Below are 12,845 nucleotides of genomic sequence, written 5' to 3' on the forward strand. Positions count from 1 at the left end.
TCAAAATAAAGATATTTGTTCCAATTTCTATAAATGAGTAATTTTTTCCTCTAAACATTTTATTTTTCTATTAAAAACATAAGATTTTTTTGTTATACTATATAAGTCAGTATAAGTCAGTCGATATATATAGGAAGGTGATTATACAATGAAAAAACATATTTACTCTTTTATTCTAATAACTATTCTACTGCTAGTAAACATGTCTGGAGCCTATGCACAACCCCTAGATATATCCTCTCCTAATGCAGTATTAATGGATTATACTACTGGTAAAGTAATATTTGACCATAACGCACATGTCCCTGCATATCCTGCAAGTACTACTAAGGTTCTTACTGCTTTACTAGCTTTAGAAAATCTAGATTTAAATGAAGTTCTAACTGTCGATTACGATATATATGTTATTGGATCTAGTATGTATTTAATGAAAGGCGAATCTTTTACAGTAGAAGAGTTAATACAGGCTTTAATGATTCGTTCTGCTAACGATGCTGCAGAGCTCTTAGCAATTCGTATTTCTGGATCTGTTGAAGAGTTTACTAATCTAATGAATAAACGTGCTAAAGAACTGGGTGCATTGAATAGTAATTTTACTAATCCCCATGGATTACCTGATGATAACCATATAACTACAGCCTATGATTTAGCAATGATTACTAAGCAAGCCCTAAAGTTTGATAAATTTAGAGAAATTATGAGTACGGTGAATTTACAATTTGAGCCTACTGAACAAACACCTGAAACTAGGTACTTTAGAAACTCGAATAGATTTCTCTGGGCTACTGGAAGATCAAATCAAATTCTGTATAATGGACGTTACGTAGATATCAAGTACGATATTATAGATGGTGTAAAAACAGGATATACACCACAAGCCCGTAACTGTTTAATCTCCTCCTCACTAAAAGATGGTCATAGGCTTATTGCTGTTGTTCTTGGTTCAGGTGGCGGAGAGGTATACTCTGATTCACGAAAGCTAATTGATTATGGTTATGATAATTTCAAATTAGTTAATTTAATCAAGGGAAATAATGGTTACACTGATATATCTATAACTAACTCAAAGGCAAATACAACTACTTTATACACTGCATCTGATTTACACGCAATTCTTCCAAAGGATTTTAATGAAAGTTTGTTAACTACTAGAATCGAAACTAAAAAAGATATTAAAGCCCCAATAAATGAAGGTAGTGTACTTGGAAATTTAGATTTTATTTACAATTCAGAAGTTGTTGGTACAGTCAACTTAATAAATTTAGATGAAGTTCAGTCAAAATCATTTATAGTTAAATTGTTAAGCTTAAAAAGTATCTTCAGAATCCTATCCACTATATTTGTTTTATGGCAAGGATTAGTTATCTATCTTAGACTTTCGAAGCAAAAGATTAGAAAATTTGGTACGAAAAGATATGGCAACTCATATAAATTTAGTAGAAATTTATTTAAGTAACACTAGAATAAAGGGAAGATATATGATATATCTTCCCTTTGCTTTTTCTAATCATATATCACTTTATAGTTAGCTAAGTTCCTTCTCTAAAATTTCTTTCATTATTCTTTTGCCCGTAGGAGTTGCTGCTAAGCCTCCCATTGCTGTCTCTCTTAATTCCATAGGCATACACTTACCTACCCTATACATAGTATCTACTACTTCATCAAATGGTATAATACTCTTAACTCCAGCTAAAGCCATTTCAGCACTAATAAGTGCATTTGCAGAACCTATTGCATTCCTCATTTGACAAGGGGCTTCAACAAGTCCAGCAATTGGGTCACATACTAAACCTAATGTGTTTTTTATTGTAAAAGAAGCTGCATCTAATGCCTTCTCCGGTGTTCCACCCATTAACTCAACAATAGCTCCAGCTGCCATAGCTGCTGCAGAACCAGTTTCTGCCTGACATCCACCCTCAGCACCTGCAACTGTTGCATTTCTTGTAATAATAAACCCAATGGCACTGGCTGTTAGCAGTGCTTTTACTAACTCATCATCACTAAAGCCAAATTCTTCACTAACTGTTATAAACACCCCGGGTATAATGCCAGACGAGCCAGCAGTCGGCGCTGCCACAATTTTACCCATAGCAGAATTAACTTCAAGTACTGCCATTGACCTACTTATTGCCTTACTCATTAGTGGCCCACAAACAGACTTCTCCCTAATATTTCTTTCGTAAATCTTTTTAGCCTCACCACCAATTAGGCCGCTTAAAGATTTTACCTCTTGCTTTATTCCCACGGTTATGGAATCCTTCATAATCTTCAAGCTCTCTTGTAGCTTAATAATAATTAAGTCTTCAGAAACCCCTGTATATTTCATTTCCTTTTCTAACATTATTTCATGTATTTTTTTATTATGTAAAGAACAAAGCTCTAGAAGCTCTTTTCCGTTTGTAAAATTCATTTTTACCACCTCTTCTTTTATAAAGTAACTAAGTATGATCTTGAAATCCCATCAACTTCATTTATGCAGCCCAATACTGCTTTTTCTATAGAGTCATCGGTTTCTATTATCATAAATGCATTCTCTCCTCGACCATATCGATACACACGCATAAAGGCAATATTTATATTGTTTTGTGCAAGTATTGTAGTTACTTTTGCAATAACCCCTGGTTTATCCTTGTGGGATATAATTAATGTCGTATAAGCTCCTGTGAACTCTAAGCTTAACCCATTTATTTGACATACAACTATATTTCCTCCACCAATAGATGATCCTACTAATTCTACAATCTCATCATTTGGTTTAGTTATAGTTATTTTAACTGTATTGGGATGTACCTCTCCCAAATCCCCTTCTATAAATCTATAATCAATGTTTTTCTCCTTAGCTAAATTAAACGAGTCCTTAATTCTTTCATCATCTGGATTAAATCCTAAAATCCCCCCTAATAAAGCCTTATCAGTTCCATGGCCTCTATAAGTTTTAGCAAATGATCCATGTAGTAAAAACTCAACTGATTTTATTTCTTTACATGCTATTCTATATGCAACTTTACCTAATTTTGTTGCACCTGCCGTATGGGAACTAGATGGTCCTATCATACTGGGTCCTATAATGTCAAACAAGCTAAAATCCTTCACCAAAATCCCCCCACTTCTTAATTAAATCACTATTATTATACACTAATAAATAAAAAATAAAACAAAAAGTAGTCCGGTTGTATTTTTTTATAACCAAAAGTAATAAAGGACTTAAGATTAATATCCTAAGTCCCCTAATTTATTTGTTAAATTAATCTACTATAGCTATTGCTTCAATCTCCACTCTAACATCTTTAGGTAATCTAGATACCTCAACACATGATCTCGCTGGTTTGTTTTCTTTAAAAAAGTCAGCATAGATACCATTAATAGTGTTAAAGTCATTCATGTCTTTAATGAAAACAGTTGTTTTAATAACATTACTAATACTTGTGCCTGCCTCAATCAAAATAGCCTCTAAATTTTTTAATACTTGTAATGTTTGTTCTTCTATATTTTGAGAAACAATTTCCATAGTATTTGGGTCTAGCGGTATTTGACCAGAAGTGTAAACAATATTACCTACTTTTATGGCTTGTGAGTATGGGCCAATAGCCTTTGGAGATTTGTCAGTACTAATAATTGTTTTCATAAAAATACCCTCCTTAAATAATGGATTAAAAGTTTTGATGATATTAATTTATAAATACTTATAGTGCGATAAAACATTCATGTTTTTTAATCACAGTTTGGATACTGCTTAGTTAATTTTCATTTTCATTTATAGACTTTTTTTGAGGCTCACCCATTTTTTTAATAAAATGAACAATCCATCTGGAGACCCTCTGCAACTTCCTTTATTTCATTTAAAGTTCTTTCATTTACAAGAATACCCTTTGCCAACCTATCTTCCATAGCTTCAATTTCTTTTTCCCCGTGGGTGTAAATACGCTCTTTTCCCGCTGCTCTAAGGGTTTTTCTTATAAGCTCAAGGTATTCTGAGAGATGATTTTTTATTTCCTCCCTATCGCCGAATATATCTGGGTCTATTGCGATAAATCCATGACAACACCCGTCGATTCCGCCCTTCAAGCAGTTGTTACTTGTCATTCCCATGGAAAGGATAGAACTAAAGATTTCAACAATCATTCCATAGCCATAGCCCTTGTGTCCTCCATGAACTTCATCTGCTCCTCCAAGAGGAAGTATTCCCCCGCCTTTACCAGCATTGAAATTATCCAAAACTCTACCCGCATCCGTTGATTCTTCTCCCTTATCATCGAGAGCCCAGCCTTTTGGAAGTTCCTTTCCAAGCTTTCTGTATACTTCAAGCTTTCCGTGGGTTACTACTGTCGTGGAGGCATCAAAAAGAAAATCCACGGGTTCTGCAGGCATTGCACAGGCTATGGGGTTTGAGCCTAACATTGGAAGTCTACCATTTGTAGGTACCATTATGGCACCACTATTGGTAAAACTAAGTCCCAGGAGTCCTTCCTCGCAGGCCATCTTTGCATAATAACCCGCAATTCCATAGTGGTTTGAATTTCTGACAGTTACAATTCCTACCCCTGTCTTATTAGCTTTTTCTATAGCCATTTTCATGCTCCTATATGCGGCTAACTGCCCCATACCGAAGTGAGCATCCAAGGTTGCAGATACTGGTGTTTCCTTAAGAATCTCAGTTTTATTGTATTTTTTTACCATTCCACTTTTTAGATTGTCATGATACATTTTAAATCTTTGGACACCATGACTTTCAATGCCGTAGAGGTCCGAAAGCAATATTACATCAGAAATTATCCTTGCTTCTTCCTCTGAAAATCCTGCCTTCTGAAATGATTCCTCAGAGAAAGCCCTCAGTGCCTTTTCTTCTATTCTATAGTAGCTCATATTTATCCTTCCCATTTAGTCAGCTTAGAACTTATATTATTTAGCTATTGTTATTGGATCCTTTGAGTATTTACATATTACATACTCAAGCAAAATAAGTAGCTACTAATGTCTTCTGTGGCTCATTTAAATTTATTTTGGAGTCATATTTTTGATTTTTTGACACTACCTAAATTAAGAATCCATTCTAATTTCATCAAGATAATTATATACTGTATATCTAGATACACATAATATTTTTGCTACATGGTCTATTGCACCTTTAATTAAGAATGCTCCCTGTTCATCTAGTTTTCTAACTATAACTACCTTTTCATCTTTGTTCATATATGCTACAGGTTTACCATAAGAATTTAAAGTATCTTCAACAACATTATTTAAGACGTCGTTAATATTATTAGATAAACTATCAAAACTAATTTCCCTCTTAATATCAGGTTGTATAAATTCATCTAGCACTTTGTGAGCAACGACAAATTCAGAAATATCAATATTTATGCATAATGCTCCAATAATTTTATTGTCCTCGTCTTTTATAAACATTGTTGAAGACTTTAATATTTTTCCGTTCACAGTCTTATTACTGTAGTTTATTATGTTTTCTGCAACTTCCTCTTCTCCTAAAGCCTGTATGCCCACGTCTAGCATTGGGCTATCAACAGTTCTTCCAGATACATGCCCGTTACTTATAGCAACAATTGACTTCTTCGATTTAGCTATTTGATGTAACACTACTTCACAATTTTTACCCATAGTATTAGCTATACCATCTAGCAAAGGTATTAGGCCTCTTAATATTGGGTGTAAGTTTTCCCCCATGTTTACCTCCTTATTTAACAACAATATTAACTAACTTTTTAGGTACAACTATTATTTTAACAATACTCTTTCCTTCCGTTACCTGTACTACCTTTTCATTTTCAAGTGCAAGCTTTTTCATATCCTCTTCACTTATATCCGATGGCACAAGAACTTTATTTCTCATCTTTCCATTAACTTGGAAAATAACTTCTTCCTCATCTTTAACTAAAGCTTTTTCATCATACTTAGGCCAATCTAAAGTAGTTACACTTACGTTGTACCCTATAGTTTCCCAAAGCTCTTCTGCCATATGTGGAGCAAATGGTGAAAGAAGTAAAACGACTGTTTCAACACCAAATTTAAACAATGATCCGTCAATAATATTATTATCTGCATCCTTATACTTATATAAATCATTAACTAATTCCATAATACCACTTATTGCTGTATTAAAGTTAAAACGGGTATCAAGATCATCTGTTACTCTTTTTATAGTACTATGGATTTTAAATTTAAGATCCTTATCAAGTTTCTGTTCACTATCCTTAGCTGAACTAAAGTATCCGTTATTTATAGATTCTATAACTAATCGCCATACACGATTAATAAATCTGTAGCAGCCCTCTACTCCTTGATCACTCCACTCTAAGTCTCTTTCAGGTGGTGCAGCAAATAATACAAAAAGTCTTGCGGTGTCAGTACCATATTTTTCAATTATTTCCTCTGGACTAACAGTATTTCCTTTAGACTTAGACATTTTAGCCCCATCTTTTAAAACCATACCTTGAGTTAACAAGTTTTTAAATGGTTCATCAAAAGTCACTAACCCTAAGACCTTAAGTACTTTATTAAAAAATCTAGAGTATAGTAAGTGTAGTATTGCATGCTCTACTCCACCAATATATTGGTCTACTGGCATCCAATATTTTGCCTTATCCTTGCCAAACACTTCTTCGCTATTTTTTGGATCAGTATATCTTAAAAAATACCAAGAAGAATCAACAAAAGTATCCATTGTGTCAGTTTCTCTCTTAGCTTTTTCTCCACACTTAGGACAAGCAGTATACATAAATGTTTCACTTGTAGTTAATGGTGATAGACCCTTCCCTGTAAATTTAACGTCTATTGGAAGTTCCACTGGTAAATCCTCTTCTTTTATTGGTACAGTACCACATTTTTCGCAATACACCATCGGTATTGGTGTTCCCCAATATCTTTGTCTAGAAAGTAGCCAATCTCTTAGTCTAAAGCTACTAGTTCTTTTACCAGCACCTAATTTTTCGATTTTTTCTGCAATTTTACTGAAGGCCTCATCTGAATTTACTCCATTAAACTCCTCTGAATTAATCATTATACCTGAGTTTGTATATGCTTCATTTGTAATCTTGAAACTATCATCTGCATCCTCTGGTTTGATTACTGGAATAACCTCTAGGTTATACTTATTCGCAAAATCCAAGTCCCTTTGATCGTGAGCAGGCACTGCCATAATTGCTCCAGTACCGTAATCTACTAATACGTAATTTGCTACATATATTGGTATTCTTTTATTTGTTATTGGGTTAATACAGTATCTACCTGTAAATAATCCTTCTTTTTCAGCTTCTGCTGATGTTCTGTCAATATCAGAAATATGCTGAAGTTTATGGGCAAAGCCTTTAATAGATGTTTCATATTCAGTTCCATTAATTAATTCATCAATATATGGATGCTCTGGTGCTAATACCATATATGTTGCTCCATAGATTGTATCCGGTCTAGTTGTAAATACTTTAAGCTTTTTATCAAATCCATCTATAGCAAAATCAATTTCTGCCCCTTCACTTTTTCCTATCCAATTTTCTTGCATTATTTTAACTTTATCTGGCCATCCATCAAGTTGGTCTATATCCTCTAATAACTTGTCCGCATAGTCTGTTATTTTGAAATACCATTGGCTCAATAATTTCTTATTTACAACATTATCGCAACGCTCACATTTTCCGCTAACTACCTGTTCATTAGCTAGTACTGTTTCGCATGATGGACACCAATTTACTCTAGATTCCTTCTTATATACTAAATCATGCTTATAGAACTGTAAAAACAGCCATTGAGTCCATTTATAGTAGTCAGTATTACATGTTGCTATTTCCCTATTCCAATCATAGCTCAAGCCTAGCAAACTAAGTTGATCTTTCATATCCTGTATATTTTGCTTTGTCCAAATATCAGGGTGAATTCCGTGTTTAATGGCTGCATTTTCTGCTGGAAGTCCAAAAGCATCCCATCCCATCGGATGAAGTACATTGAATCCTTTCATTGTTTTATATCTTGCGATTACATCCCCAATAGAATAGTTTCTAACGTGTCCCATATGTATCTTTCCTGAAGGATATGGGAACATTTCTAAAACATAATATTTAGGTTTATGGTCCTCTGTAGTCACAAATGAATTATTTTTTTTCCAATAATCTTGCCATTTCAGTTCTATCTTTTTTGATTCATATACCTTATCCATTATTTGCCTCCTTAGATTATTTATAAAATAAAAAAACCTTCTAATCATTTAGGGACGGAAAAATCCGCGGTACCACCCTAATTGACAGAAAGTCCACTTTCACAGTTTATAAAGTAACTACACTTAATAGTATATTAAAGGCAAGTTCAACAAGTTGCTCTATCAGTTTCCACCAACCACTGACTCTCTAGTAAAAGCTTATTGTTTACTACTCCTTGACTATTATTTAAATATTGTATTTATTCAAAAATTATATATTATTCTCCAGTATTTTGTCAATATTTATTGTCTTTGCATCCTTCCATATGCCTTCTATATTGTAGAATTCTCTATCTTTCTCATGAAATACATGAACAACTATATCTCCGTAATCAAGCAAAACCCATCTGCCAACATTGTAGCCTTCCTTATGTGCTGGATGAATGTCAAACTCTGAAAGTTCATGTTTTATTTCGTCAGCTATAGCCTTAGTTTGTCTGTCCGATTGCGCGCTAGTAATAATAAAATAATCACCAATAGATGACACACTGCTTATATCAAGCATTACAATATTATCACCAAGCTTATTATCAATTATTTTAACAATTTTATAGGCCATTTCCTCTGTATTTTGAAGCATTTAACTCCTCCTTAAGCTATAAAAATAATTTTGCTAATGATCCTAAATAAACTATATAAATAGATAAAATACTAAATGCAACTAACCTATTAATTTTATTAAATACAATACCACCAACAACTAGTATTGTAATTAAAAGCATAGCAACAGGCAAATCAAAATATAGGGTTTGAGGAATATTATATATCTTTGCCCCAAGCATAATATTTTGATAGCTTACTATTACTCCCTGCTTTGCGATTTGGGCTGATAAGCCTAATACCATTGCCATATTCAAAATATTTGCTCCTATTATATTCCCTATAGATATACCGGCCTCTTTTTTAACTATTGAAGTTATTGCAGTAGTTAATTCTGGTAAAGAGGTACCTAGGGCAATTAAAGTTAAACTGACAATTTGCTCTGGAACTCCTACTATCTTGGCTAATTCTACACCATTATCTACTAATAATTTAGCGCCCACTGTAATTAAGACAGCACCAACACTAAACTTCAAAACATTTTTTACAATAGTTTTTGGTCCAAAACTATGCTCACTGCTATGGCTTATCTGTCTTTTTCCACTCTTTTTAAACTCTGTAACATTTAAAATAATATATGTAATGAAAATCAGTAAAAGTATTAGTCCTTCTCGTGATGTTATTATTGTATCCCTTAAAAGAAATAATACTACTGCTGAGCATGCTAGCATAAATAAGCCCTTTACTTTAAAGTTTGATCCTTTAATATCTATTGGTGATATTAATGCAGTTAAACCAAGAATTAATCCTATATTACATACCACAGATCCAACTACATTTCCTACAGCTACATCATATTGTTCCTGGTAGGTAGCAATTGATGAAACAAATAATTCTGGAAGTGTAGTAGCTACACTTACAATCGTTGAACCAATAAAAACATTTGGTACACCAGTTACCTTAGCGAGCCAAATGGCTGCATCTACAAACATATCTCCGCCTTTAATAATGATTAGCAACCCTAATACAAACAGCGCAAGAATTAATATATTTTCCATAACTGCCTCCTAGTACATTTCATTTTTGTCCATACTTTATCGTTAAAATATATTTATTTATATGAGATATATGTCTACTTTTTAATGGAAATTATATTATATTTTAAACTTTATGAAGTTTTACTAGTAGTTCATTTCTTGCAAAAAATGTATTTGGGTGTAATGGCTTTTCAATATCTATAACATATTTAATTGTATTATCAAGAGTCTTTAAAACAGCCCTATCTAAATCTTCTTTTGCTAAAACACGTAAACCTTCTACTACCTTGTAATCTCTACCTGGTTCAATAAAATCAGCTAAATAAATAATTTTTTCTAATTTACTCATATTTTCTCTTCCGGTCGTATGAAATTCAATGGCATTTAAAATATCTTCATCTTCAATGTTATATTTTCTCTTAGCTATAAGTGCAGCTACTTTTCCGTGTAATAGCTCTTTAGCCTTAATAAAAACCTCATCTAGTTCTATGTTCGCCTGATTTATAAATTCCATTAAACGCTCTTTTTTAAAATCTTTTGCATAGTCATGCATTAGTGCCGCAATAGTAGCCTTTTCTACATCTTCATCATATCTTATGGCCAACTCCTTAGAAGACTCTACGACACCCATTGTATGTATATACCTTTTAGTTGATACTACATTCTCTAAATCCATCTTTATTTGTTTTATTAATTGCTCCGACATAAACTCCTCCATTATGAAATAATTAAATAGTATAGTTATTATTATGTAGATATAATTGGTTTTTATTTATATACTTTTCTACATCCTCATGAACTAAATATTTAATTGTTTTTCCATTTATAACCCTTTCTCTTATATCTGTAGATGATATTTCTAAAGAAGGAACAAGGACTTTTATAACTTTCGCATCGTATTTAGTTAAAAAATACTCAATTTTACTATCTAGCTCCTGATTTGTAAAACCAGGTCTAGTAACTACAACAAAGGTTATTTTCTTAAAAAGCTCATCGTATTCCTTCCAGGTTTCGATACTTAAAAAGCTGTCAGTTCCAGTTATAAAATAAAATTCTACATCTTTCTTAAGCTCTAATAATTCTTTCACTGTATCTATTGTATAGCTTGGCTCAGTTTTTGAGACCTCAATAGAAGATACGCAAAAATCATCATTACTATTTACTGCTAATGTTGTCATTATATATCTATCCAAAGAAGAAGTAATATTTTTATCTTTTTTGTGTGGTGGAGTTCCCGTGGGTATAAACATCACCTTATCCAGCATTAATTCTTTTAAAGCTGACTGGGCAATAAACAAATGACCCATATGAATAGGGTCAAATGTTCCTCCCATAATACCGTATTTCTTTTTATTATCCATCCGTATACACCTCATTAAAGTGCTAACTCTGCTTCACTAACTAACTCATTCATTAATTCTTTAACAGTGACTATTTTATCAAGTTTATATGCATTACTTCCAACAAAGATTAGTCCCTCATCTATATTTCCTTTAACTGCCTCAATTAATGCATCAGTTATACAGTATGGAGTATTTGACGGATTACAGGTTTTTAAACATCCAAGACATCTATTAATCGGAATATTTTGTTCCTTTAAAATACTAGCAAACTTGTTAAATAGACCTCTACCTGGTAAGCCTGCTGGGCTCTTAACTAATCTTATATCTTCCTTTGTAGCGTTGATATAAGCCATTTTGTAGTCAATATGAGCATCGCACTCATCAGTTGCAACAAATCTCGTTGCCATTTGTACACCTGCTGCGCCAATTTTAATAAACTTTGCTATATCTTCCCCTGTATATACACCACCTGCAGCAATAACAGGTATCTTTTTACTATACTTTTCTTCATAGGGCTTAATAGACTCAATAACATCCTTTACTAAAGTTTCAAGATCTGTTTCTTCTTTTTTATGGTTTAGTTGTTCTAAGCTAAAGCCTAGATGTCCACCAGCTTCTGGCCCTTCTACAACTATAAAATCCGGTAAATAGTCATACTTTCTATCCCACATTTTACAAATTAGTGCAGCTGCCTTACCAGTAGATACAATCGGAGCTATTTTTGTTTTAGTTTCTTTAACTAAATCAGGTAACTCCGCTGGTAATCCTGCACCGGATATAATAACATCAATTTTTTCTTCTACCGCTGCCTTTACTATTTCTTTATAGTTATTAATTGCAACCATAATATTTACACCGATTATACCACTTGGACTTAACTCTCTAGCTTTTTTAATTTGTTTCTTTAATCCCCTTATATTTGCTGCTAAAGTATTAGATTCAAAGTCATCTTCCATAAATCCATTCTGTACTCCAGATATAATACCTATACCACCTTCATTAGCTACAGCTGCTGCTAGATTAGATAAAGAAACACCAATACCCATACCACCTTGTATTATTGGGATTTTAGCGACAAGATCCCCTATTTTTAATTCAGGTAACTTACTCATTTGATCGACTCCTTTATAATGATATAAATAAGTATATTAATTATTTTTATTTTGGTCAATGCAATACTAGTAAAAAAGCTAATGCAATTGCACTAGCTTTTAGGTAACTCGATTTTTGGGTTTTTACTCGATTTTCTATATATAGTAAATTTGTTCCCAATCGCTTGAACAAATTCTGCATTTAATAATTTAGAAGTTTCCTCTGCAGCTTCTTGTGCAGTAAGTAAGCTAGTTTCTAGTAAGCTAATCTTAATTAACTCCCGGGCTTCTAGCGCCAAATTCAGTTCCTCAACTAGGCTTTCAGATATTCCATTTTTTCCTATTTGAGTAATAGGTTTAATACTATGTGCAATACTTTTTAAATAACTTCTTTGCTTACCTGTTAACATTTTTATTTATGCTCCTTATGCTTTTAAATTTCAACTTCTTTTCTTAGTTTTCTTCTATGAATTTCGTATTCCTTTAGGCCTTTTTTCCAACCACTTCTAATTTTTTCAGTAGTAGAGCTAATGCTAGTATTAATTACAAAATCATTTTTTGATACGCAAAAATAGGATTTCAGATTCTCTTTACAGTTTTCACAGTTAACACAATTCATAAAAATAATGAA

General features: G+C 32.8%; 14 protein-coding genes and 1 other annotated feature. Of the genes, 1 reads left to right on the plus strand and 13 read right to left on the minus strand.

Annotated features, from left to right (window positions below):
- Positions 1-148 precede the first annotated feature (148 nt).
- The gene (locus tag HZR23_RS14170; RefSeq protein ID WP_132847146.1) at positions 149-1,456 is read left to right on the plus strand and encodes a D-alanyl-D-alanine carboxypeptidase family protein; all 1,308 of its coding nucleotides are present in this window, start codon (positions 149-151) and stop codon (positions 1,454-1,456) included.
- A gap of 69 nt (positions 1,457-1,525) precedes the next feature.
- On the opposite strand, the gene sdaAA is transcribed toward HZR23_RS14170, so the two are convergent.
- The 13 genes from sdaAA to HZR23_RS14235 form a co-directional block, all read right to left on the minus strand.
- Positions 1,526-2,410 carry an L-serine ammonia-lyase, iron-sulfur-dependent, subunit alpha gene (gene sdaAA / locus HZR23_RS14175; RefSeq protein ID WP_132847147.1) on the minus strand — a complete coding sequence of 295 codons (885 nt, stop codon included), beginning with the start codon at positions 2,408-2,410 and terminating at the stop codon, positions 1,526-1,528.
- Between the two features lie 17 nt (positions 2,411-2,427).
- Positions 2,428-3,093 (minus strand): L-serine ammonia-lyase, iron-sulfur-dependent subunit beta, encoded by a 666-nt coding sequence (sdaAB, locus tag HZR23_RS14180; RefSeq protein WP_132847148.1) that lies wholly within the window; start codon positions 3,091-3,093, stop codon positions 2,428-2,430.
- A 151-nt stretch (positions 3,094-3,244) separates the two neighbouring features.
- A complete protein-coding gene (locus HZR23_RS14185) occupies positions 3,245-3,625 on the minus strand; it encodes a RidA family protein (protein ID WP_132847149.1) in 381 nt (126 codons plus the stop codon).
- Between the two features lie 161 nt (positions 3,626-3,786).
- Positions 3,787-4,863: an Ldh family oxidoreductase gene (locus tag HZR23_RS14190; RefSeq protein ID WP_132847150.1), complete on the minus strand. Its 1,077-nt coding sequence runs from the start codon at positions 4,861-4,863 to the stop codon at positions 3,787-3,789.
- Between the two features lie 174 nt (positions 4,864-5,037).
- Positions 5,038-5,682, minus strand: coding sequence for a helix-turn-helix transcriptional regulator (locus HZR23_RS14195; RefSeq protein WP_132847151.1), 645 nt, complete (start codon positions 5,680-5,682; stop codon positions 5,038-5,040).
- 10 nt (positions 5,683-5,692) lie between these two features.
- A complete protein-coding gene (gene leuS / locus HZR23_RS14200; protein WP_132847152.1) occupies positions 5,693-8,164 on the minus strand; it encodes a leucine--tRNA ligase in 2,472 nt (823 codons plus the stop codon).
- 47 nt (positions 8,165-8,211) lie between these two features.
- Positions 8,212-8,395: a binding site (T-box leader), on the minus strand.
- A 19-nt stretch (positions 8,396-8,414) separates the two neighbouring features.
- Positions 8,415-8,783: a ribosome silencing factor gene (gene rsfS / locus HZR23_RS14205; RefSeq protein ID WP_132847153.1), complete on the minus strand. Its 369-nt coding sequence runs from the start codon at positions 8,781-8,783 to the stop codon at positions 8,415-8,417.
- 16 nt (positions 8,784-8,799) lie between these two features.
- Positions 8,800-9,801 carry a calcium/sodium antiporter gene (locus HZR23_RS14210; RefSeq protein WP_132847154.1) on the minus strand — a complete coding sequence of 334 codons (1,002 nt, stop codon included), beginning with the start codon at positions 9,799-9,801 and terminating at the stop codon, positions 8,800-8,802.
- 103 nt (positions 9,802-9,904) lie between these two features.
- Entirely contained in the window at positions 9,905-10,486 is a 582-nt protein-coding gene (gene yqeK / locus HZR23_RS14215; protein ID WP_132847155.1) for a bis(5'-nucleosyl)-tetraphosphatase (symmetrical) YqeK, read from the minus strand.
- 22 nt (positions 10,487-10,508) lie between these two features.
- Positions 10,509-11,141, minus strand: a complete 633-nt coding sequence (nadD, locus tag HZR23_RS14220; protein WP_132847156.1) for a nicotinate-nucleotide adenylyltransferase — start codon at positions 11,139-11,141, stop codon at positions 10,509-10,511.
- A gap of 14 nt (positions 11,142-11,155) precedes the next feature.
- Positions 11,156-12,235 carry an NAD(P)H-dependent flavin oxidoreductase gene (locus HZR23_RS14225; RefSeq protein WP_132847157.1) on the minus strand — a complete coding sequence of 360 codons (1,080 nt, stop codon included), beginning with the start codon at positions 12,233-12,235 and terminating at the stop codon, positions 11,156-11,158.
- Positions 12,236-12,327: 92 nt separating this feature from the next.
- A complete protein-coding gene (gene yhbY / locus HZR23_RS14230) occupies positions 12,328-12,624 on the minus strand; it encodes a ribosome assembly RNA-binding protein YhbY (RefSeq protein WP_132847158.1) in 297 nt (98 codons plus the stop codon).
- A 23-nt stretch (positions 12,625-12,647) separates the two neighbouring features.
- Positions 12,648-12,833 carry a hypothetical protein gene (locus tag HZR23_RS14235; RefSeq protein WP_132847159.1) on the minus strand — a complete coding sequence of 62 codons (186 nt, stop codon included), beginning with the start codon at positions 12,831-12,833 and terminating at the stop codon, positions 12,648-12,650.
- Positions 12,834-12,845 lie beyond the last annotated feature (12 nt).

This window comes from Serpentinicella alkaliphila (assembly GCF_018141405.1).
GTDB classification, from domain to species: Bacteria; Bacillota; Clostridia; order Peptostreptococcales; family Natronincolaceae; genus Serpentinicella; species Serpentinicella alkaliphila.

Bases quoted from the DNA above. Each gene is read 5' to 3' on its own strand.
- HZR23_RS14170 (WP_132847146.1), top strand. From the start codon at position 149: ATGAAAAAACATATTTACTCTTTTATTCTAATAACTATTCTACTGCTA.
- sdaAA (WP_132847147.1), bottom strand. From the start codon at position 2,410: ATGAATTTTACAAACGGAAAAGAGCTTCTAGAGCTTTGTTCTTTACAT.
- HZR23_RS14185 (WP_132847149.1), bottom strand. From the start codon at position 3,625: ATGAAAACAATTATTAGTACTGACAAATCTCCAAAGGCTATTGGCCCA.
- HZR23_RS14190 (WP_132847150.1), bottom strand. From the start codon at position 4,863: ATGAGCTACTATAGAATAGAAGAAAAGGCACTGAGGGCTTTCTCTGAG.
- HZR23_RS14195 (WP_132847151.1), bottom strand. From the start codon at position 5,682: ATGGGGGAAAACTTACACCCAATATTAAGAGGCCTAATACCTTTGCTA.
- leuS (WP_132847152.1), bottom strand. From the start codon at position 8,164: ATGGATAAGGTATATGAATCAAAAAAGATAGAACTGAAATGGCAAGAT.
- rsfS (WP_132847153.1), bottom strand. From the start codon at position 8,783: ATGCTTCAAAATACAGAGGAAATGGCCTATAAAATTGTTAAAATAATT.
- HZR23_RS14210 (WP_132847154.1), bottom strand. From the start codon at position 9,801: ATGGAAAATATATTAATTCTTGCGCTGTTTGTATTAGGGTTGCTAATC.
- yqeK (WP_132847155.1), bottom strand. From the start codon at position 10,486: ATGTCGGAGCAATTAATAAAACAAATAAAGATGGATTTAGAGAATGTA.
- nadD (WP_132847156.1), bottom strand. From the start codon at position 11,141: ATGGATAATAAAAAGAAATACGGTATTATGGGAGGAACATTTGACCCT.
- HZR23_RS14225 (WP_132847157.1), bottom strand. From the start codon at position 12,235: ATGAGTAAGTTACCTGAATTAAAAATAGGGGATCTTGTCGCTAAAATC.
- yhbY (WP_132847158.1), bottom strand. From the start codon at position 12,624: ATGTTAACAGGTAAGCAAAGAAGTTATTTAAAAAGTATTGCACATAGT.
- HZR23_RS14235 (WP_132847159.1), bottom strand. From the start codon at position 12,833: ATGAATTGTGTTAACTGTGAAAACTGTAAAGAGAATCTGAAATCCTAT.